This window comes from Nitrospirota bacterium, assembly GCA_016180645.1.
Lineage (GTDB): Bacteria > JACPQY01 > JACPQY01 > JACPQY01 > JACPQY01 > JACPAV01.
In genome coordinates, this window is record JACPAV010000008.1 from 13403 (window position 1) to 34148 (window position 20746).

Annotated in this window: 19 protein-coding genes and 1 tRNA gene; 8 read left to right on the plus strand and 12 right to left on the minus strand. The window is 62.1% G+C overall.

What is annotated here, in order from left to right; translation table 11 throughout:
• The first annotated feature begins 2 nt into the window (after nt 1-2).
• Nucleotides 3-1529 (plus strand): hypothetical protein, encoded by a 1527-nt coding sequence (locus tag HYT87_06730; protein MBI2059452.1) that lies wholly within the window; start codon nt 3-5, stop codon nt 1527-1529.
• 70 nt (nt 1530-1599) lie between these two features.
• Here HYT87_06730 and HYT87_06735 read toward each other — a convergent pair whose 3' ends face one another.
• The 8 genes from HYT87_06735 to HYT87_06770 are packed head-to-tail and all read right to left on the minus strand — an operon-like array spanning nt 1600 to nt 9539.
• Entirely contained in the window at nt 1600-1857 is a 258-nt protein-coding gene (locus tag HYT87_06735; protein MBI2059453.1) for a hypothetical protein, read from the minus strand.
• Nucleotides 1858-1890: 33 nt separating this feature from the next.
• A complete protein-coding gene (locus tag HYT87_06740) occupies nt 1891-2766 on the minus strand; it encodes a diguanylate cyclase (GenBank protein MBI2059454.1) in 876 nt (291 codons plus the stop codon).
• The gene (locus tag HYT87_06745; protein MBI2059455.1) at nt 2763-4661 is read right to left on the minus strand and encodes a hypothetical protein; all 1899 of its coding nucleotides are present in this window, start codon (nt 4659-4661) and stop codon (nt 2763-2765) included. The genes HYT87_06740 and HYT87_06745 overlap by 4 nt, the downstream gene beginning before the upstream one ends.
• A complete protein-coding gene (locus HYT87_06750; GenBank protein ID MBI2059456.1) occupies nt 4658-5662 on the minus strand; it encodes a response regulator in 1005 nt (334 codons plus the stop codon). The genes HYT87_06745 and HYT87_06750 overlap by 4 nt, the downstream gene beginning before the upstream one ends.
• Nucleotides 5662-6534: a response regulator gene (locus tag HYT87_06755; protein ID MBI2059457.1), complete on the minus strand. Its 873-nt coding sequence runs from the start codon at nt 6532-6534 to the stop codon at nt 5662-5664. The genes HYT87_06750 and HYT87_06755 overlap by 1 nt, the downstream gene beginning before the upstream one ends.
• On the minus strand, nt 6534-8477 hold the full coding sequence (locus HYT87_06760) for a PAS domain S-box protein (GenBank protein ID MBI2059458.1): 1944 nt from the start codon (nt 8475-8477) through the stop codon (nt 6534-6536). Before HYT87_06760 ends, HYT87_06755 begins: the two co-directional genes overlap by 1 nt.
• A gap of 11 nt (nt 8478-8488) precedes the next feature.
• On the minus strand, nt 8489-8941 hold the full coding sequence (locus HYT87_06765) for a response regulator (GenBank protein ID MBI2059459.1): 453 nt from the start codon (nt 8939-8941) through the stop codon (nt 8489-8491).
• A complete protein-coding gene (locus HYT87_06770) occupies nt 8934-9539 on the minus strand; it encodes a response regulator (GenBank protein ID MBI2059460.1) in 606 nt (201 codons plus the stop codon). Before HYT87_06770 ends, HYT87_06765 begins: the two co-directional genes overlap by 8 nt.
• A 561-nt stretch (nt 9540-10100) precedes the next feature.
• On the opposite strand from HYT87_06770, the gene HYT87_06775 reads away from it, so the two are divergent.
• The 4 genes from HYT87_06775 (at nt 10101) to HYT87_06790 (ending at nt 14114) form a co-directional block, all read left to right on the plus strand.
• Nucleotides 10101-11162 carry a 2-hydroxyacyl-CoA dehydratase gene (locus HYT87_06775; GenBank protein ID MBI2059461.1) on the plus strand — a complete coding sequence of 354 codons (1062 nt, stop codon included), beginning with the start codon at nt 10101-10103 and terminating at the stop codon, nt 11160-11162.
• Nucleotides 11159-12544 carry a 2-hydroxyacyl-CoA dehydratase gene (locus tag HYT87_06780; protein MBI2059462.1) on the plus strand — a complete coding sequence of 462 codons (1386 nt, stop codon included), beginning with the start codon at nt 11159-11161 and terminating at the stop codon, nt 12542-12544. Before HYT87_06775 ends, HYT87_06780 begins: the two co-directional genes overlap by 4 nt.
• A gap of 56 nt (nt 12545-12600) precedes the next feature.
• Complete coding sequence (locus HYT87_06785; protein MBI2059463.1) at nt 12601-13356, plus strand: 2-hydroxyglutaryl-CoA dehydratase; 756 nt, start codon at nt 12601-12603, stop codon at nt 13354-13356.
• A gap of 71 nt (nt 13357-13427) precedes the next feature.
• The gene (locus tag HYT87_06790; protein MBI2059464.1) at nt 13428-14114 is read left to right on the plus strand and encodes a transglutaminase family protein; all 687 of its coding nucleotides are present in this window, start codon (nt 13428-13430) and stop codon (nt 14112-14114) included.
• An 8-nt stretch (nt 14115-14122) separates the two neighbouring features.
• On the opposite strand, the gene HYT87_06795 is transcribed toward HYT87_06790, so the two are convergent.
• The 4 genes from HYT87_06795 to HYT87_06810 form a co-directional block, all read right to left on the minus strand.
• Nucleotides 14123-14914, minus strand: coding sequence for an enoyl-CoA hydratase/isomerase family protein (locus HYT87_06795; GenBank protein MBI2059465.1), 792 nt, complete (start codon nt 14912-14914; stop codon nt 14123-14125).
• A gap of 182 nt (nt 14915-15096) precedes the next feature.
• Nucleotides 15097-15182, minus strand: a tRNA-Ser gene (locus HYT87_06800).
• A gap of 134 nt (nt 15183-15316) precedes the next feature.
• Nucleotides 15317-16486 (minus strand): acyl-CoA dehydrogenase family protein, encoded by a 1170-nt coding sequence (locus tag HYT87_06805; protein ID MBI2059466.1) that lies wholly within the window; start codon nt 16484-16486, stop codon nt 15317-15319.
• A 10-nt stretch (nt 16487-16496) separates the two neighbouring features.
• The gene (locus HYT87_06810; protein ID MBI2059467.1) at nt 16497-18137 is read right to left on the minus strand and encodes a hypothetical protein; all 1641 of its coding nucleotides are present in this window, start codon (nt 18135-18137) and stop codon (nt 16497-16499) included.
• A 69-nt stretch (nt 18138-18206) separates the two neighbouring features.
• Here HYT87_06810 and HYT87_06815 point away from each other — a divergent pair, with 69 nt between their 5' ends.
• Genes HYT87_06815 through HYT87_06825 form a run of 3 tightly spaced genes read left to right on the plus strand, consistent with a single transcriptional unit; the run spans nt 18207 to nt 20713 of the window.
• The gene (locus HYT87_06815) at nt 18207-18608 is read left to right on the plus strand and encodes a response regulator (GenBank protein MBI2059468.1); all 402 of its coding nucleotides are present in this window, start codon (nt 18207-18209) and stop codon (nt 18606-18608) included.
• Between the two features lie 39 nt (nt 18609-18647).
• Nucleotides 18648-19556, plus strand: coding sequence for an Hpt domain-containing protein (locus HYT87_06820; protein MBI2059469.1), 909 nt, complete (start codon nt 18648-18650; stop codon nt 19554-19556).
• On the plus strand, nt 19496-20713 hold the full coding sequence (locus tag HYT87_06825) for a chemotaxis protein CheA (protein ID MBI2059470.1): 1218 nt from the start codon (nt 19496-19498) through the stop codon (nt 20711-20713). The genes HYT87_06820 and HYT87_06825 overlap by 61 nt, the downstream gene beginning before the upstream one ends.
• Nucleotides 20714-20746 lie beyond the last annotated feature (33 nt).

Sequence of the window (20746 nt, forward strand, 5' to 3'; positions counted from 1 at the left end):
AATTGGGAAACCGTCATCGACCCTTCCAGGCATCACACGCAGCCATCGGTTTCCGGCCGGCCGGCTTCCTGTTCATGGCCGTCCTCGGTTCGCTCGCGCTTCCCGTTACTGGAAGCGCCGTGGAGGCCCGGCTGAAAGGCTACGCGAAAACCGCACTATCGAGAGATCTTCGCGACGATTCCCCACGGGAGGACTACTCCCAGAACGCCGCAAAAGTCTTCGCCGAGGCGAAGCTCAATGCGGGCGAATCGTCCTCCCTCGTCCTTTCGGGGAAGCTGCGATACGACGTCTTTCTCTCGCGCCGGCTGGATCCCAAGACCGAAGGCGCGGTCGAGGCCGGCCTCCACGAGTTGTATGGCGACTTCTCCCGCGGCGACCTGGATGCGCGCATCGGCTACCAGACGATGACCTGGGCCGAGAACCTTTTGCTCAGCCCCATCGACACGTTGAATCCGCCCGACATCCGCACCCTTCTCGATCCGGATTCCGACGAACTCAAGCTTCCGCTCCTAGCGGCGAAACTCCAATACTACCCTCTGCCGGACCTCAAGCTTGAAGGGGTCTGGATCCCTTTTTTCCGCGAGGCTGGATTCGATCTCTTTGCGCGCGATCAGGCGATGCTGAAACACGAAACCATCACCGTCGAGGCACCCGGGGAGCTGTTGATCCTGGGCGACGACCCCCAGTCGATCTTCCGCGACCCCCAGCTGCAGCACCGCGCCAACAGCGTCTTCAAGGCCACCGACTTTCCGGAGGACGATCTTTCCGCAAGCGAGCTGGGCGCACGGGCGACCTTCTCGCTCGATCCTCTGAGCGCCGCCGCGTCCTACTTCTACACGCACGACGATCTCCCCGCCGTGGATGCGAATCCGGCCCTGGTCCGGTTCATCAAGGACGCCTTCATCAGCCAGACCGAACTCCTTCAGATCACCCAGATGGAGGACCCCTTCCGGATGACTTTTCCCCGCCACCATGAAGCGGGGATCTCGCTCAATGCCACCCTCCTCGACACCAACCTCGGGATGGACACGCTATACACCAGCCGGAGAGCCGTGTATGACCGGGACCTTGCACGATTCGATCGCGCGGATTTCACGTTCGGAGTGGGCGGCGATCGCGTGCTCTTCAGCAATCACGTGATGATCGGTCTGGAAGCCCTGGGCGTCTGGTTCCCCGACCTCCCGAAACAGAAACTGTCCGGCGCCGACCTGGTCCCCGTGGACCTTCTCCTGATCCGAAACCCCCTCTACACCGTGATCGGGTTGGCGCGCCTCATGCTTCTCGACGAGGACCTCACGATCGAGGCGCGCGCTCTGGCGCTGCCCTCCTTCGGCGAGTCGCTTTGGACGCCGAGGTGCGAGTATACCTTCTCCGACCAGTGGAAGGCTTTTGCCGCTGCCACCTATTTCGTCGGAAAACCGGGAAAGCTCCTGGGGGTGGGCGAGAACGACCCCCTCCCCGATCTCCACCCCATCGGGTATCTGAAGGAAAATTCCAATCTGATCCTCGGACTCAAGTACCTTTTCTGAACCTGACACTTTGAGGCGGCCGCCTCTTGTCGTCAGGTTCACAGAAGATCGAGGCGTGAGTAGAGGTTTCCTACATCCGCAATTCTTCGAGACGCTCCGCGAAACGGTCGAGATTGCGTCGCAGGCGGGTTTCCACGTCGTGCCCGAGGTCGATCAGGTTGTCCGCGAGGCGGACTCCGCGGGAGAGAATATCGATGGCCACGTGGATGGGCTCTGGAAGCAGATCCGCGGCTGCGCGGTCCCAGGAGAAACCGACCTCGCGTCCGAGCGCCCGGTCCTTGACGCGGCGCGAACCGGCGGATGGTTTTCGCTTTACCCCTTTATTCATCCCCTTCCCCCCTTTCGAACGGTCTACTCCATCTTACGCCGCCTTCTTCACTCTGTACATGGCCGCATCGGCCGCCCGGCAGAGGGACTCCTGGTCGTACGCGTCCACCCAGAAGACCGCCGTGCCGATGGAGGCGGACACGGGGATCCACTGGCCCTCCGGCGACCGAACGGAGCGGTCCCGCCCGATCATCCATCTGAATCGCTGCGCGTATTGGTCGGCTCCGGGCCTCCGCGTTTCCACGAGAATGACGGCAAACTCGTCTCCTCCGATGCGCGAGGGAAAATCGGCTCTCCTGCACGTCGCCTTCACGGCCTTCGCCACGGCCTGGATGTATCGATCCCCCGTGACGTGCCCAAACGTATCGTTGATCTGCTTCATGCCGTCCGCATCCACATAGGCGAGCGCCAGCGGCCGCCGGTACCGCCTGGAGCGTGCCACCTCCAGGGTCAGCGTTCGCCCAAATGCCCCTCGATTCCACAATCCCGTGAGCGGATCCATTTCAGAGGCGCGCCGCACTTCGTCCAGTTCCGCTTTCTCCCGCGCCGCCGCCATCACCCTTGCCGCGAGCTCCCTCGGATCGAACGGCTTGCTGACGTAGTCCACCGCCCCGCTCCCCAGTCCCTTGAGCCGGTTCTCCGTGGACGACAAAGCGGAGAGAAAGATCACCCTCGGATGGTCGGGAGTCGCCAGGATCTGCCGAAGCACCGTGTACCCATCCACATCGGGCAGCATGACGTCCAGCACAATGACGTCGAACTTGCCGTTTCGAATTTGTTCAAGCGCCGATCGGCCGTCTCTTGCCTCCCCCACCATCCAGCCCGACCCCTTGAGGCGTGTCACCACCGTCTGGAGGACGTCCGGATCATCGTCCACCACGAGGACCTTCCCGGACTGAACGTTTTTCACGTTCGTGCCTCCCCTGCCGCAACCGCTTCGACCCGGGGATCGGACCCCACGAGAGGCAGGACCAGCGCAAACCTCGCCCCTCCGATCTCATCCGACAAGTTCTCAGCCCACACCTTTCCCCCTTGGGCCTCCACGATCGCCCGGACGATGGACAGCCCCAAACCCGTGTGGGCTTTTTCTCCCGCTCCCTTCACCACGCCGAAGCGGTCGAAAATGCGGTCCATCGCATCCATCGGGATGCCCGGCCCATCGTCCTCCACGGCCAAGTGCGCCTCCTGCCCCACACTCTCCAGCCGTACCGTGACGCGACTTCGGGCGAATCGAATCGCGTTGTCCACGAGATTCGACACGACCTGCGCCATGCGGTCCGGATCGATTTCCGATACGACCGAGGCATCGGGCAGGCGCAAATCCAGCGCCATCCCCGACTTTCCGACGAGCGATTGCAGGTCTTCCACGGCCAGTCGCACGGAATCCCGCAGATCCGTCCTCCGCCGGCGGAATTCCATCCGGCCCGCATCCATCTTGGAAAGGTCCAGAAGATTGTCAATCAACCGGGCCAGCCGCTTGGAGTTCCGCAGGGCGACCTTGAGCGCGCTCTTCTGCTCCTCGCTCACCGGACCCAGGAACCCATCGAGAAGGTTCTCCGTAGATCCCTTGATGGCCGTCATCGGCGTCCGGAGTTCGTGCGAAACGGTGGATACAAACTCATCCTTGAGCCGGTCCACTTCCTGGAGCCGATCGTTGGCCGACCTCAGGTTCGCTCGAGCCCCATCCAGGTCCTCGATCAGGGACAGGAGGACATGCCGCACATCCTCCGCATCTTTGAGCCGCATCGCCCAGGATTCGGCGCCGTTGCCCGGCGCCTGCGGCTTCGCCAACACCATGGCCTGAGACTCGCCCTCGAGAAACCCGACGCCGCTGATCGTGATGTGCAGCGGCGGATGCAGCCCCGAGTTGCCCGGCCAATGGATTTCCATGTCTTCCGTTCCCCCGGCTTTCGCCACAAAGGCAATCCGCTCACGAATCCTCGGCATGGCCGGGAAATCCGATGGGAAAGCCGAGGGGAGATCCCCGATGGAGCTTCCGGAGTTCGGAACGGCAAAGAAGGATATCCACGCCCGATTGCACGTGATCCGCCCCTCTGATGCGGAGGCCAGGAGCATCGCCGAAGGCAATTCGTCGAAGACCTTCTCGTAGAAGTGGCGCAGGGGGCGTTCCAAGGCCAGATGGATCCGATCCATCAAACGTTTCAGATGAACCGGTTTCTCCAGCACGAAATCCGCGCCACCGGGGTTGACGCCGGGAGATCCCGTCAGGACCCCCACGGGACATCCGAAATCCAGGCAGAGTTTCCCGACCCACCCCGGGTCCGTCCGTCCCTCAAACACCGTTTCCGTGAGAACCACATCGAAACGTTCCCCCTCCGGATCCGGAAGCTCCTCCGGGCGCCTGATCTTCATGACTTCGAACCCGTTTGATTCGAGGAGGATTTCCACCAGGGACGCAAGATCCGCATCCGGCTCCACGTGGAGCGCCCGCCGCCGGGGCAGCGTGGCCAACGCCTCGTCCACCGAGGCGTGCGCCGGCAGGATGTGGTCCATCTGCATGGCCGCGATCAGCTTCCGCAGGTGGCCCGGTCCCGCCACGAGTTTGAAATGATGAACGTGCGTTCCCCATTGCGAACGGTGCGCCTTCTTCAGCTCCAGGAGCAGCCCGACCACGTCCCAGTCGATGCTCCTGAGGGCGGAGAGATCCAGGATGATGAATTTCGATTCCTTGACCGCCGCGTGGAGCTGGGCGCGCACTTCGGTTCCGGCCATGAGATCCGTATCGGTCGCCGGCGTGACGACCATGGCGCGATCCCGCTTCTCCACCGCGATGCCCGCCGTCATGTGCTCGGCCTCAACTTTGCCAATCGGCGTTCCAGCTCCCGCCGGGTTTCATCGGACAAACCGGGAGTCTGCACCCCGAGCCGACGCTCGTATTCGGCGATGCGCGATTTGAGCATGATGATCGCGTTCTCCCGTTCGAGGAAAAACTTTTGCAGGCGTTCCATTTCACCGAGGCGGAGTTGGAGGGCCATTCTCACCTCCACCAGCTCGCTGATATCCGTCACCACCAGCAGGCACGCTTCGTACTTTCCCAGCTCGGTGTGGACGGCGCTGCCGGAGACCAGAACGGACCGCCCTCTCGCCCCGTTCCCCACGGGATTCCTAAGCCGTCCCTCGAAATTCACCGGCCCTGCCAACGGGGAATCCGCCACCTCCTGGCGGAAGGCCTGAACCCGCTTTCCCGTCGGCGCATCAAACAGATCGGCCACGTTCCGGCCCAGCAGATCGCCCGTGGAGACGCCCAGCATCCTCCCCGCGGCCTCGTTGGCGAAAGTGACGATCCCGAATACATCCACGAGCACGCACCCTTCGTTCATCGTGGCCAGAAGAGCGGCATGGACCCGTTGACTCGCCTCTCCGACATATCTCGCCTGGATCCCCTTTCGCCGGTCCGTCCGCGGCGCGTCCTGCCGCGCGCCCAACGTGTCCGTCACTACGGCCAGAAGTTCCTCCCTCATGCGGTCCTTCAGCAGATATCGTTCGGCCCCCTTCTTGAGCACGGACACTTCGAGGACCTCGTCTTCGCGCCCCGTCAGGATGATGACCGGCGTGGCGGGATGGTCCCTTCTCAGATCATCCAGGAGCCGAAGACTGTTCGAATCCGGCAGGCCGTGATCCAGCAGAATCAGGTCGAACCGTTCCGCCGCCAACCGTTCCCGCGCCGCTTGGGCATCTGGAGCCCACGCCACCGGATATTGGGCCACCGGGAGGAACTCCCGCGCGAGACGGACATCATCCTCGTTGTCTTCCACGTACAGAATCCAGGACCGCGCGGCAGGCATCACGCTCCCCCCATCACCGTCTGGCCCGCCATGAAGGGAAGCCAGAACGAGAGCTTCCGGACGGTCGATTGGAACTCTTCGAAGCGCGCGGGTTTCGTCACGTACAGGCACGCCCCCCGCTCATACGATTGCCGGATGTCCTCCTCCCGATCGCTGGTGCTGAAAATAACCACCGGGAGATCCCAGAGTCGCGGATTGGTCTTGATGCGATGCAGAACGTCCAGCCCATCCCGACGGGGTAGATGGAGGTCCAGCACGACCAACGACGGGCGCCTTGCCTGCGCGTAGACGCCTTCCTTCAAGAGATAACTCATCGCTTCATCCCCATCCTTGATGAACCGGCAGGACGCCTCCCATCGTGCCCCCGCGAGGGCTTCGCGAAACAGAAGGACATCGTCGTCGTTGTCCTCAACGATGAGAATCTCACCCCCGGTCTCCTCGCCCGTGCCGGCCGCCTTCAGGGCGGCGCCATCCCTCAGATGCAAACGCAGAGCCTCGCGGAGCACGGCCGGGCTGAGCGGTTTCATGAGATAAGCATCGGCCCCCATCTCGATCCCCTGCTCCACCCAGCGAGAGTCCGACAAACCGGTCAGGACCAGCTTCGGCAAGCGGCTCAATTCCGGGTCTTTCCGCATGTACTGGAGCACCTCAAATCCCGTGACTTTCGGGAGTCCGAGATCGAGAAGCACGAGGTCGGGCGTCGGCGCTTCCTTGTACTTGCCATGCTTCATGAGAAATCGCAGGGCCTCCAGACCGTCCCGCGCGATGTGCAGGGACACCGTCAGCCGGCTGTCCGCCAACATCTCTTTGAGGCAGACGACATCGTCTTCGTTGTCTTCCGCCAGCAACACGTGAAGCCCTTCATTCCGCACTAATCACCTCCATTTGATGCAAATGTGACCACGAACTCCGAACCGCCTCCAGCCCGGGGTTGCACCCAGGCCGAACCTCCATGGCGCCGGGCGATCTCGCGCACGATGGCCAGACCCGCGCCGGTGCCGTCGATTTCCCGGCCCACGCCCCGTTGAAAGAGTTGAAAGATGCGGTCCATCTGCTCAGCCGGCACTCCGGGGCCGCGGTCGCGGACCACGACTCCTATGGACCCGGCGCCGCCGTTCGTGCCCGCGTAACCCGCCACTTCGATGTCCGGAGACACCCCGCTGACCGTGAACTTCAGGGCGTTCTCGACCAGGTTGTAGAGCGCCTCGACGGCCCAGGCTTTTTCCACGCGCAGCCGCGGCAAATCGTCGGCAATACGGACGCGGGCCTTCGTCTGCCGGATCCGCATATCCAGCCGGCTGATGGCTTCCGAAACCACGAGCCGGGCGTCCACTTCCTCCATCGATGCTTCCATCCGGCGGACCCTCGACAGCACAAGGATATCGTTGAGCAGCTCGCTCATCCGGCCCGCGCCCCGGACCACCCGATTCAAGAAATCCTTTCCTTTCTCATCCACCTCCGAACCGTACCGATCGCGGACGAGTCTCGAAAAGTTCTCGATCGCCCGGAGCGGTTCCTTGAGGTCGTGAGAAATCACATACAGGAGCGTCTCGAGATCGCGGTTCACCTGCGAGAGTTCGTTTGTCCGCTCCTCCACCCGCTCCTCCAGTTCGTCATGAGCGGCCTTGAGTTTCAGATGCGCCTTGGCCAGGGCCTGCTCGATCTGCATCCGCTCCGTGATGTCATGACAGATAACCACGGCGTGGCTCACGTTTCCCCGCCCATCGAAATAGGGGTGATAGGACACGTCGAAACTCCGGATGCCCAGCGCCGGGAACGGGAAAGACGCCTCATAGGTCACTTCATTCCCCGCAAAGCAGGTGTCGAACTTCGGCTTCAGCGTCGTTTCAAAAAGCTCCCTGCCCCACACGTCCTCCGCCGTCCGCCCCACAATCTCCTCGCGCCGCCTGCCGTGGGCAAAGCAATACGCGTCGTTCACCGCTTCATACGTGTAGCTTCGGTCCACCAGGGTCATGAAGGTCTCGCTGGTGTTGACGATGAATTCGTATTTCTGGCGGGCGTCCTCCAGATGCTTGCGCGCGGTGATGTCCCGAATGATCGCCGTGAATGCCTTGGGGTCGCCTCGTTCATCTCGAACGAGCGAAGCGTCCAATTCGGCGGAGTACCGGGATCCGTCCTGACGGAGCAGGGTGTATTCGCGATTGCGGACGACTCCCGTCTGGAGCGTCACCATCATGCCCTCGCGGGCCGACAGGTGGTCTTCGGGCGCGATCAGGTCGAAGGCGTTCTTCCCCAGTAATGCCTCGGGTCGGTCGAATCCGCCATTCACGGCGGCCTGACGGTTGGAGAGAATGATCTTCGGCTCAAGGTCGGTCATGACGATGGCGTCCGGGCACGTCTCGATGATGCTGCGGAACCGTTGTTCGCTCTCGCGGAGCGCTTCCAAGGCAGACTGCCGTTCCGCCGCATAGCGGACCGCCCTTTGGAGGAGTCCCGGAGTCAAATCGGTCTTGACGAGGTAGTCCTGCGCGCCTTCGTGGACGGCCTGCACCGCCAGTTGGTCGTCCTGCACTCCCGTCAGCACGATGATCGGGACATGCGGTACCACGGAACGCAGTTTCAGAAATGTCGGAAGGCCCTGGCTGTCGGGCAGCGTGAGGTCGAGCAGAATGACGTCGATTCCTCCCTCCGCGGCGCGCCGGATCCCCTTCATGAGCGATTCGGCCCAGGCCCACTCGAACGGAGGCGTGCCCGTGGAACGATCGGCATATTGGGAGGCGAACGTATCCCGGATCCAACGCGCATCCGCCTCGCTGTCTTCGATCAGGAGAATCCGGACGGTCTTCTGGTCCACGTTCGCGCTCCTCAATTTTGCTTCGCGTGGGCCTCGGCAGGCACCGCGGCCGCGAGTCCCCAATAGAGGGCCACCTGTTTCATGACCCGCACGAAGTTCTTGTATCGATACGGCTTGGTGATAAACGTGCTCGCCCCTTCGGAGTAGGAGCGGACCACGTCCTCCTCGCGATCACTGGACGTCAGGATTAAAACGGGGATGGACCTGAGGTCCGGGTCGGCCTTGAGTTCCCGGAGAACTTCGAAGCCGTCCATTTTCGGCATGTTGATATCCAGCAGAAGGAGATTGGGACGAGGCGCTCCCCGGAACCGGCCATCGCGCCGGAGATAGGACATCGTTTCTTCTCCGTCGCGCACGACGTCGAGAAGGTGCGCCAGGCGAGTGGCCTGGAATGCCTCCCGGACTATGAGCGCGTCGTCCTCGTTGTCCTCCACGAGAAGAACTCGGACCGCGGGGCTATACATTCGGACCTCCTTTGCTCCGCCCTCCGAAACCTTCCTTCGACTCCGACAAATCCCCCGTGCCACCTGCCGCCGCCTCGATGGCATGGCGAGGGAGCACTCGATCGAGAAGCTCCCCCAGCGCCTCGGGTTCGAACGGCTTGAAAAAAACATCCATGGCGCCCGCCGATTTGAGCGCCTCCACGTCCCGCCGCTCGCGATAGGCCGTGAGGCCCACCACCCGCGAGGATGCGGTCGCCGGATCGGCCCGCAGCATCCTGCACACCTCGATGCCGTCCATTCCGGGCATCCGGATATCCAGGAGAATCAGCGCCGGTGCCGTCGAGCGGACAAGAACTCCGGCCTTGAAGCCGCTGTCGGCCGCAAGCACCTTCAGGTCCGGACGCATGCCCCGGATCCGAACGGCGAGCGTTTCAAGCACATCCGGCTCGTCGTCGATCACCAGCACCGTCCGACTGGAAACCGGGATCTCACCCAGCAGCGGCAATCCTTTCGCGTGGGCCATTTCAACCAAGTCCCGCATCTGGATTCGCCGATGCCCACCCAAGGTTCTGTGGGCGGGGATATCGCCGGAATCGATCCATCGCTGAACTGTAGACAATCCGACGCCAAGGAGTTGTGCCGCGTGGCGAGTTCCTATAAGGGATTCTTTTCCATCACGTGTGGACAGACCCCCGTTGCCCATGTTTGAATCTCTCATTTAGCCCCTTGCCTCATCTAACCCCCTTGGCCTGTTGGTTTGGCCAAGATGACTGTCTTGAACGATTCTAGGCTTGTGGACTGCGCGTGTCAAGGTAGGACAGATGCCCAGGCATGTATTGTAACATATTATTAATAGTACGTAATATTTACTCGGTAGGCGCGGGCTTCAGCCCGCGTCCGGAACGCAGCCTGAAGGCTGCGGCTACCAGGATTGGAGTTCCGTCATTCCGGCGAAGGCCGGAATCCAGAGTGGCCATGAGGCCTGGACCCCGGCCGGAGTTCACCCCGTAGCTTCATACGGGGCCGGGGTGACAAGCAAACAGAGATTTCTCTTTCGGACACACCTCCTTCGTCACAATCTGATTCCGGTCAATGTTCCCCGCTGAATCTCTGGCACAGTGGCAATTCGATGCCCGAACGGTCAGAAGACTCACCAAGACCGCCAAGTCGCAGCGCCGTCATGGCGGAGGCCCGAAATCGGAATCAGAAAATCGCCGCCGTGATGCCGTATCACTACCCGAGAGCTCTCCTGCGCGCCCACGGAATCCACCCGATCGAAGTGTGGGGGCCGCCCGGCGTCGATTCCTCAGCCGGCAATCAACATTTTCAGGCCTATACCTGCGCGCTCGTTCGCCAGGCGGCGTCCTTCCTCATCGGCCAGGGACCGGGCATGATCGATCTTGTCCTCATCCCCCACAACTGCGATGCCCTCCAGGGCATGGGATCGGTCCTTCGTGATTTCGCGGGACTGCCCTCTCCCGTCCTCACCGTCTACCTCCCGAAGGGACGGCGCGAGGCCGACCTTCAGTATCTTTCCAAGGAACTCCGTCGTCTCGCTACGGTCCTGGGGGAAATCTCCGGCCGTTCGCCCTCGGACACCGAACTCTGCGAGGCCATCGCCATCGAGTCGGCCGCTGACGAGGTTTTTTCCGACGCCTGTCTCCATCGTCGTCGCTATCCGGTGAGCGATCGCACGTTTTACCAAGCCCTCCGATCGCGCGAGTACCTTCCACCCGGCCAGTTTGTGGAATTCTTCCGATCTCTGCCCGCGAACCCCCAGGATGGAGATCCCGTCCCCTCCAGAGTCAAACTCCTCCTCAGCGGCATTGTTCCGGAACCGATGGACCTCTTCGACAGGCTGAATGAAATGGGCGCCGAGGTGGTATCGGATGACCTCGCCTGTGGAAGCCGGCGCCTCTACCGCACTCCTCATAACGGACCCCAGGATCCGTACGACCTGATGGCCGCGACGCTCATGGGCGTCCCACCCGATCCCATTTCCGGAGCCCCGATCCCGGACCGCATCGAATACCTGCTCGCCCGCGTTCGCGAAAGCGGCGCCCGCGGCGTGCTGGTGTACGACGTCAAATTCTGCGAACCGGAGCTGTTCGATCTCCCGCAGGTGCGCGACGCCCTCACGTCCGCCGGGTTTCCCTTCTTGTATGTGGAGCACGAGTTGGGCGCCACCCTTTCCGGCCAGGCCCTGACTCGAATGGAAGCCTTCGTGGAGATGCTCCGATGAACCCACCACCCCCTCCCCCGTCTCAGATCTCAAATATCGAACCTCGGAAAAGTGGCGGCCTGAGCCTGATCTCGGTCGCCTCCTACGTGTTCAACTATCAACTCGTGGGAAAACCATTCCTCGCGTATCAACGGCATCAGGATGAGCGCAAACTCAAGGCCCTGAAACAGAAACCCCAACAGCTCCTGGCCCCGCCGCTCGTACGCACCGCACGCATGAAAGAGATGATGTCCAGACACTACCTCCAGGCGCGATACGCAAACGGCGTTCGGAAAGTCGCCTGGGTCACTTCGGGAGCGCCCGTGGAAATTCTCCAGGCGCTCGGATTCGTCCTCATCTATCCCGAAAACCACGCCGCGTTGTGCGGCGCCCGGAAGAAAGCGGAGGAGATTTGCACGGAGGCCGAAAACGCAGGGTACTCACGCGACCTCTGCTCCTATGCCCGGACCGATCTCGGCACCCTGCTTTCCGGCAAAACCATTGTCGGCCGGCTGCCGAGACCGGACCTCCTCCTCTGCTGCAACAACATCTGTCAGACCGTGCATCTGTGGTACCGGGTACTGGCCTCTCGGATGAAGGTTCCCCTCGTCCTCATCGACACTCCTTTTCTCTACGAACCCGCCCAGCCCCACCAGATCGAATTCGTGAAGCGCCAGATCGAGGAGATGATCCCCGTGGCCGAGCGCGTGGCGGGGAAATCCCTCTCGATGGCCCGCCTCAAAGAGGTGGCCCGGTACAGCAAGGATGCCGCCGAGTTGTGGCTGGAGATTCTCAACCGGGGCCGCCAGAAGCCCTCTCCCATCACGGCGTTCGACGGATTCACGAACATGGGGCCCATCGTCGATCTGCGCGGAGAGGCCGAGACGGTCGAATTTTATCGGAGCCTGCTTGAGGAAATCGACGAGCGGATCGCCGCCGGCATTCCCGCCGTCAAAGGCGAAAAATATCGGGTCCTTTGGGACAACCTCCCCATCTGGTATCGAATGGGATGGCTCTCCAAGACGCTCGGCAAGCAGGGCATCAACCTCGTGGCCTCCGACTACACCTATGCCTGGGGTGAACTCGCGCCCATGATGGACGTGGAAAAACCTCTGGACACGGCGGCCCGCGTCTATCTCCATCCGATTCTCAATCGGTCGACGGGGGACAAACTCCGCTCGATGAAACGGATGGTCAAGGATTTCGACCTCCACGGGGTGATCCTTCACTCCGACCGGTCCTGCAAACCCTATTCCCTGGGCCAGATCGACCAGCGCGACCGCCTCACCAAGGATCTCGGTCTTGCGGCCGTTCTCCTCGAAGCCGACCACAATGATCCCCGCGCTTTCTCCGAGGAACAGGCGCTCGGCCGCATCGAAGCTTTCGCGGAGATGCTGCACTGATCTCGGCCGGCATCGCCGCGGTCGGAATCGATTCCGGATCCACTACCTGCAAACTCGTGGCGGTGGATTCCACGGGCGCCATCGTCGGGTCCCGGCTGGAAACGGCTCTCCCACGGATCGAGGATCAGACGTCCGATCTTCTCGATGCCATGGCGGCCTCCCTCCACTTCGAAGTCGCCTCCATTCCCGTCGTCGCCACCGGCTACGGCCGGAAACTCGTCCGCCGGGCGTCGCGCCAGGTCACTGAAATCACGTGCCACGCGCGCGGGGTCTTTGAATTGCTCAAGCACGAGGGCACCCTGGTGGACGTCGGTGGACAGGACAGCAAGGTCATCGTCATCGGTCCGCAGGGGCGCGTCATCGATTTTACGATGAACGACAAGTGCGCGGCCGGAACGGGGCGATTCTTGGAACACACGGCCGCAAGACTCGGCGTGAACCTCGAGGAAATCGGCCCACGTGCCTTGGGGGCGCCTCGCGAAGAAGCCATCACCAGCACGTGCACCGTGTTCGCGGAGTCGGAGATCATCTCTCTCCTGGCCCACAACGTGGAAATTGGACCGATTCTCAAAGGGCTTCACCGTTCTCTCGTCAGCCGCGTGAGCGCCATGGTTCGCGCGGTCGGGATTCGGCCTCCACTCATGCTTTCAGGGGGAGTCGCCCGAAACGACGCCTTTCGTGTAATGCTCGGCGACACTCTCGAACAGCCGGTCCAGCTCCCGGATGAGCCGCAGCTCATGGGGGCCTTCGGCGCCGCCCTGCTCGGCTTGAGTTTTTCTGCCGTAGGCGCAGGCTTCAGCCTGCGAGAATGAGCGCGGCCTGAAGGCCGCGGCTACCCGTGACAAATGGGGACATTCTGCTTTTCCGGGTATATGATCGCTCCATGACCCCCGCTGTAAATCTCGACGCGTACCTCAGCGGTACGTTTTACATCGACACGGATCACCCGCAAGTCCGCGCATTCGCCATGGACACCGTCGCCGGAATCCAATCCGTTTCCGAGAGGGCGGTGAAACTTTTCTACGCCGTCCGCGATTCCATCCGCTACGACCCCTACTCGCTTCGGCCCAACCCCGAGTGTTTCAAAGCCAGCACCGTGCTCGAGGCCGGGGCGTCCTTCTGCGTCCCCAAGGCCGTCCTCCTCGCCGCCGCCGCCCGTGTCGTCGGCATTCCGGCCCGGCTCGGGTTCGCCGATGTGCGGAATCACCTGGCCACAAAGAAACTTCTGGACCGCCTCGGCTCGGACCTCTTCATCTTTCACGGCTTCACCGAACTGTTTCTTGCCGACCGCTGGGTCAAGGCCACGCCCACGTTCAATCTCGCTCTTTGCGAGAAGTTCGGCGTGAAGGCACTCGACTTCGACGGCGCACATGACTCCCTCTTCCACGCCTTCGACAAGGAGGGCAAGAAGTTCATGGAATACGTGCGGTACCGCGGTTCGTACGCGGACGTGCCCTTGGACGAAATGTTCGCTGAATTCCAGCGGGCCTACCCCGGCTTTGCGGAACGCTTCCTTGCGCAGCAAGGCGCCGCTCGCGACTTCGATTTCGAGAAAGAAATCGACCGGTAGCCGGCCGGTCACTCCCCCGTAAAAACAGCCTTCCGCTTCTGGATGAAAGCCGAGACCCCTTCGACGACATCTTTCGACGCGTAAAGCCGTTCGACCTCCTCGCGCTCCATGGCCGTCGAATTTGCCAGTGGAAGCAGGACACCGTCCGACACGACTTTCAACACCGAGCGGACCGCCCGTGGAGGCAAAGACGCAAGATGCTCGGCGAATTCCATGGTCTTGGCCTTGAACTCAGCCGCCTCGAATATGGCCGTGGCAAGGCCCCACTCCAGCGCCTCCGCAGCCGCTATCGGCCTGGCCCTTACCAGCGCATCGAGGGCGCGGGGCCGCCCCACCAGTCGAGGCAGAATGGAAGTTCCACCCCACGCCGGAAACAATCCCAGGTCCATTTCCTTCCACCACAGCGAGGCCGTGGATGCCATGATTCGGAAGTGACAGGCCACGGCCAATTCGGCGGATCCCCCGATCGCGGTTCCGTTCAAGGCGGCCACGATCGGCTTGGGGAAATGGAACATCGATTCGATCAGGGCGTGGCGGTTCCGAATCATCTCCAAGGTGCGGCCTTCCGCGGCAATTTGCGGCCATTCCTTGATGTTGGCCCCGACGCTGAAATACTCCATCCCCGAGCTGGCCAGCACGACACATCGGATCCCCTTGTCCTCCCGAGCCTTCCTGAGGGACGTGTCCAGCGCGTCCATCACGGCCTCGGACAGGGGATTGCGAGGCGGGTTGTTCAAGGTCAGCACGAGCGCCTTCCCGTCGCATTCCCGATGTTGGGCAATGAGAGGTCGATCCGTCATCGGTCTAACCTAGTGCGGTTTGGCATCTATCAGCACCATCGATCTCTCCCAGGGATCCGTCGGAGAAGCGGAGAGGGTGGGATCCTGAAACGGCAATCCTGCCGTTTCCCAGCATCCCTGTGGAGGTCGCACATCCAGTGCTCCCTGAAGATCTCTCCGCTTGACTTCGCGGACTTGTCAATCGGAGAGGGTGGGATTCGAACCCACGGTACCACGAGGGCACACTCGCTTTCGAGGCGAGCCGTTTCAACCGCTCACGCACCTCTCCAAATGTGCGCCTGACGGCGCGAGGCCATCCTGGCCTCGATGGTGCGCGACCGCACCGTCCTGGCTGGTCACGCACCTCTCCGACCGAACATGGATCGTGAATTGTGAATCGTGAATCGTCAAGAGGCGGCCGCTTCACTCGAACGCCGGAATGCCGGTGAGCTCCTGACCGACGATCAACGTGTGGATGTTGTGCGTCCCCTCGTACGTTTTCACCGTTTCGAGGTTCATCAGATGCCTGATGGTTTGGTACTCGTCGAGGATACCGTTCGCTCCGAGGATGTCCCGCGCCATGCGGGCCACGTCCAGCGCGATATTCACGTTGTTCATCTTGGCCAGCGACACATGCACGGGCCGGGAAACCCCATCCGCTCGCAATTGGGCCAGGCGTCTCAGGAGGAGCTCGGCCTTCGTGATCTCGTTGGCCATCCAGACGAGTTTTTCCTGAATGAGCTGGTGCCCCGCGATTGGCTTCGAGAATTGAATACGGGTCTTGGCATAACCGAGGGCCTCCTCGAAACAGGCCTTGGCGGCCCCGATGGCGCCCCAGGCGATTCCATAGCGGGCCTGGTTCAAGCAACTCAGCGCCGACTTCAGTCCCTCGGACTTCGGCAAGATCGCCTCCTCCGGCACGCGGACGTCATCCAGCGCCAATTCCGATGTCACGGACGCCCGCATCGAGAACTTCCCGTGCATGTCGCGCGCCGTGAAGCCCGGCGTCCCTCTGTCCACGAGAAATCCCCGGATGCTCTCTTGTGACTTGTCTATCTTGGCCCACACGACGGCCACGTCGGCCAGCGTGCCGTTCGTGATCCACATCTTCGCCCCATTCAGGAGAAAACCCCCGGAGGTCTTTCTTGCCGTCGTCCTCATCCCGGCGGGGTTCGACCCGAAATCCGGCTCGGTGAGGCCGAAGCACGCGAATTTCTCCGCACGCGCCAGACGGGGAAGCCAGGCCGTCTTCTGTTCCTCGGAACCGAACTGGTGGATGGCCGTCATGCACAGTGAGCTCTGCACCGAGACGAAGCTCCGCAGTCCCGAGTCACCCCGCTCCAGCTCCTGCATCATGAGACCGTAGGCCAGCGGACCGAAGCCCGGGCAGCCATATCCTTTCAAGTGCGCGCCGAAAATCCCCAACTCCGCCATCTGGGGTGCGACCGACATGGGAAAAGTGCCTGCACGATGATGGTCCCGAACGATCGGCATGAAATCCCGCTTCACGAATTCGCGAACGGCATCCCGAACCGATCGCTCTTCCGGCGTACCCAGATCATCCAGGCGATAGAGATCCAGCGGATTTTCCATTCGCCCTCTCCTACTCCTTCGGCGTGTACCATTCAACCAGGCGTGAAGGGCTCAACTCGTCGACCTCACCCCCGATGAGAACCACCTCCCCGTTGGGAAGGATGTCTACGGTGTGACCGATTCTCCTGGCCTGGGAAAGGACATTGAACGAGAAAGAGACTTCGCGGGTTTCCGGCGTGAAATACATCCAATCCAACAGTCGGACCTCGCCCTTGAATCCCAGGTCGTATCCCGTGCCGCCGGCCAACAGGATCCGCCCATCCCTGAGCTCCACGACCTTCATCCCCCCTCGGGCCGCGGCCTTGACATCCCGATCTCCGATGCGCTGCGGAATGAGGATTCGTTCAAATCCCGAGATTCCCCTCGACGCAGGGTCAAACGCGACGAGATCGAGGTAGTTGACCGAGGCCACCTTCCCGGTATCTTTCCCGGCTTCGTCCAGCTCCCGCCTGAAGCCGCCGATCAGGGCCAGACGTTCGATGGACGGCAGGTATACGGCCGCCATCCCGGAACGCCCCACCCAAGTGCTCTGTCCGTCCGACGGAATCATGGCAGCCGCCTCAAAGCGGCGCCGATCGGGATAGTAGATCTCGACACAGTCGGCCGGTCCGCCATCACTCGTCACCCCGCCCGCCAGAACGACCACATCCATCCCAGGAATGTACGTGGCCGTGTGGCCGGCACGCGGGCAGACCATGGCTCCCTCGCGCAGAGCCGTATCGGACATCGCGTCCACATCGATCAGTTCGGCTCCGGCCGACATTTCACCCGTCTTCTCATTCGGGAACGGCATGACCTTGCCGGGCAATCGCGCCCTCCCCTCACCCCCGAATCCGCCGGCCACCAAGATCGTTCCGTCGCCCAGAAGCGTCGCGGTGTGTTGTCGACGCCCAAACGTCAGCTTGGGCCCCTGCCCCAGTCGCGCCAACGTCTGCCGGGGATCGAAAATCTCAACGTCGTCGCGCAACTCGCCGTCTTCGGCATTCGCCTGAGAAGGCTGTTTGTTCGCACCGCCGATGAGGACCACTCGACTGTCCTGATTCACGGTGGCCGTGTGTTGAGAGCGCGCGTTGGGCGAGAATCCAAACCGCGGCTGGAGCGCAACAAGTTCAAGCGAATGCGCATCCAGCAATTCATACAAACCCACCGAGCGCTTCGCCGTGCCACCCCCCAAGGACTCCGCGATCTCCCCCCCCGTCACGAGCAAGTCCCCGCTCGGAAGGACGGCCGTGGCATGATGGGCGCGCGCCGAGCTGATCTCGGCAAACGGCGAAAAGCCCTCCACATCCCCCAGAAACAGCGTCACCACCATGGAGGTATCCCCCCTTGCAGCCCCGAGATCGATCGGCCCCGCCTTGCCTCTCCGGGTTTCGCCCGCCACCGTTTCCCCCTCCAGAACGATGTAGGCGTTGGAGATCGGGCCCACGTTGCCCAATTCGTACTCATCCAGTCTGCTGAAGGTCCGTTCCTTCACCACTCGGCCGTCCCGCTCCACTCGCACCGTAAGCTGCCGCACTCCGGCCAGCGGGCGGGCATACTGGGCCGGAGGCTGCGCGAGTTGGATGAATACCGTGCCGACGTTTTCCGGGCATCCGGCACCGACCGCCAAGACCGGCAGCATCACCGACAAGAGGCGAATTCCGAGCTTCATCCGAAATCCCTTGAACTGTTGCGGGGGTATTGTACAATAACCTGCGCGATGGCGTTACCCGATATCACAATCCGCATCTTGGTTGTAGACGATTTCCAGCCCATGAGGAAGATCATCCGCAACCTTCTCAAACAGATCGGCTATGAGAACGTCTCCGAGGCCGTGGACGGCATCAATGCCTTGGAGACGCTGAAGGCACAGACCTTCGACCTTGTGGTTTCCGACTGGAACATGCCTCGCATGACGGGGTTGGAGATGCTGAAGGCCATCCGGGCCGACGATCAACTTCGAGCGCTTCCCGTTCTAATGGTGACGGCTGAAAACGAAATGGAAAAAGTGAAGGACGCTATCGAAGCCGGCGTGAACTACTACATCGTCAAGCCTTTCACGGCCAAAACTCTCTTGGAGAGACTCGGTCAAGTCTTCACCAAGCCCGCACCCGCCGGCGCCAAGCCCCCGGGCGCCTCGTAGGCGCTCCCTCCCCCGCGTGGGGATGACGATCCCGCATTCGTGGACGACGACCTAAAAGAAATTGCCGCGGACTTCATCCGCGAGTCCAACGATCTCCTCGGAGCTCTCGATCAGGATTTTGTCGAACTCGAGAAAACCCCGGATGACTCCGAGCTGATCAACCGGATTTTCCGCGGCTTCCACACGGTCAAGGGAGGAGCCAGCTTCCTCGGCTTCCAGCGATTGGTAGATCTCTGCCAGCACGCGGAAAGCCTCATGAGCAAGGCCCGCAACAAAGACCTGCGCATGACACCGGGAATCATCGACGTCGTTTTCCAAGCCCTCGATCTGGCCAAGGCGTGCCTGAAGACCATTGAGGAAGGAAACCCCGACGCCGTGGAAGTGGAGGCCCTCATCCAACAATTGGACGCGGCGGCCCAGTCCAAGCCGGCCGCGGCGCCGGCGGCTCAACCTCCGACGCCTCCCCCCCCCCAACCACCGCCGTCCCCTCTGCGCCGGCCGCCGCGCCCTCCGTCACTGCCGCGCCGCCGAGCTCCCCGGCGGCGGCCGACGCCCCATCGACGCCCGCTCCGTCCACCCGGATCGAATCGGCGACGACCGCTCCACCCTCGGCCCCCCCCCCGTCGGCCGTCGCGGATCAGGCGGCCATGGCTCCCGCGCCCACCCCCCACCTCCCCGCCGATCGCGAGGCGAAGAAGAAGATGCTCGGCGAAATCCTCATCGATCTTGGAATCATTACGGACAAGGAACTTCATGACGTCCTGGAGGAACAGCGCGGACATCCGGAACCGCCCCGCCTGGGCGACCTCCTCGTCAAGAGAGGCCTCGCGACGCAGAACGATATTCATGAAGCCATCAAGGTCCAGCAAGCCGCGCACAAACCGGAGGTGGCCAAAGAGGTCGAAACGACCATTCGGATCGACGTCGAGCGACTCGATGAGATCATGAACCTCGTGGGCGAACTGGTGCTCAGCCGCAACCGGCTGATGAAACTTTCAAGCGATTTGGAATCCCGCCTGGCCGAGGACGAGCGCTACGAATCGCTCGTCGAGACCGTTTCCCATCTCAACATCATCACCACCAACCTCCAGATGGGCGTCATGAAGACGCGGATGCAGCCCGTCCGCCGCCTCCTGAACAAGTTCCCCCGGATGGTCCGAGATATCGCCAAGAAACGCGGCAAAGAAATCGAGTTCGTCGTCGAGGGCGAGGAGACCGAGCTGGACAAATCGGTGCTCGACGAGATCGGCGATCCCCTCATCCACCTGGTGCGCAACTCCATCGACCACGGCATCGAGGAGCCCGACGTTCGCGTCCGAAACTCCAAACCTCCGAAGGGCCGCGTGACGTTGAGAGCGTTCCACGAGGGGAACCGCATTGGAATCTCCATCTCGGACGACGGGCGTGGGATGGACATCGCGCGCATCAAGCAAAAGGCCCTGGAGACCGGCAAAGTCACGACGGACGACCTGGAGAGGATGACCCGCGACGAGATCTTGAATCTCATCTTCCTCCCCGGCTTCAGCACGGCCAAGCAGGTCGACGACGTGTCCGGCCGCGGCGTGGGCATGGATGTGGTGAGAAACAACGTATCCAAACTGAACGGCACGATCGAGATCAACACGGAGGAAGACAAAGGGTCCACCATCACCCTCCGGCTGCCCCTCACCATCGCGATCATCCAAACCCTTCTCGTGCGCGAGTGCGGGCAGGTGTTTGCGCTCCCCCTGACCTCCGTCTTGGAGATCGCCAAGCTTCGCGCCGAGGAAATCCGACTGGTCAACCGGCGCCGGGTGCTCAACCTGCGAAACCACATTCTTCCCCTCTCCAGCGTCGGAGAAAAATTTGGCTTGCATGGCGCGCGTTCTCTGGAAGAATGCGCCTACGTGATTGTCCTCGGCATAGCGGAAAAACGGGTAGGTCTCGCCGTCGGCGAGCTCCTGGGCGGCGAGGAAATCACCATCAAATCGGTGGGCAAAGTCATGACGGACGTGCGAGGAATCGCAGGGGCAAGCATTACGGGGGACGGACAGATCGTCCTGGTTGCGGATCTGCCCGAGCTCTTCTCCGACCTCGCCGTGGGCTTCCACGAGAAAGCGGCGTAGCGATCCCATGGTATCTCCAATCGCCGTCCTTGA

Bases quoted from the DNA above. Each gene is read 5' to 3' on its own strand.
- HYT87_06805 (MBI2059466.1), bottom strand. From the start codon at position 16,486: ATGGAAAATCCGCTGGATCTCTATCGCCTGGATGATCTGGGTACGCCG.
- HYT87_06745 (MBI2059455.1), bottom strand. From the start codon at position 4,661: ATGACGGCGGGCATCGCGGTGGAGAAGCGGGATCGCGCCATGGTCGTC.
- HYT87_06790 (MBI2059464.1), top strand. From the start codon at position 13,428: ATGACCCCCGCTGTAAATCTCGACGCGTACCTCAGCGGTACGTTTTAC.
- HYT87_06775 (MBI2059461.1), top strand. From the start codon at position 10,101: ATGGCGGAGGCCCGAAATCGGAATCAGAAAATCGCCGCCGTGATGCCG.
- HYT87_06750 (MBI2059456.1), bottom strand. From the start codon at position 5,662: ATGCCTGCCGCGCGGTCCTGGATTCTGTACGTGGAAGACAACGAGGAT.
- HYT87_06810 (MBI2059467.1), bottom strand. From the start codon at position 18,137: ATGAAGCTCGGAATTCGCCTCTTGTCGGTGATGCTGCCGGTCTTGGCG.
- HYT87_06735 (MBI2059453.1), bottom strand. From the start codon at position 1,857: ATGAATAAAGGGGTAAAGCGAAAACCATCCGCCGGTTCGCGCCGCGTC.
- HYT87_06780 (MBI2059462.1), top strand. From the start codon at position 11,159: ATGAACCCACCACCCCCTCCCCCGTCTCAGATCTCAAATATCGAACCT.
- HYT87_06765 (MBI2059459.1), bottom strand. From the start codon at position 8,941: ATGTATAGCCCCGCGGTCCGAGTTCTTCTCGTGGAGGACAACGAGGAC.
- HYT87_06795 (MBI2059465.1), bottom strand. From the start codon at position 14,914: ATGACGGATCGACCTCTCATTGCCCAACATCGGGAATGCGACGGGAAG.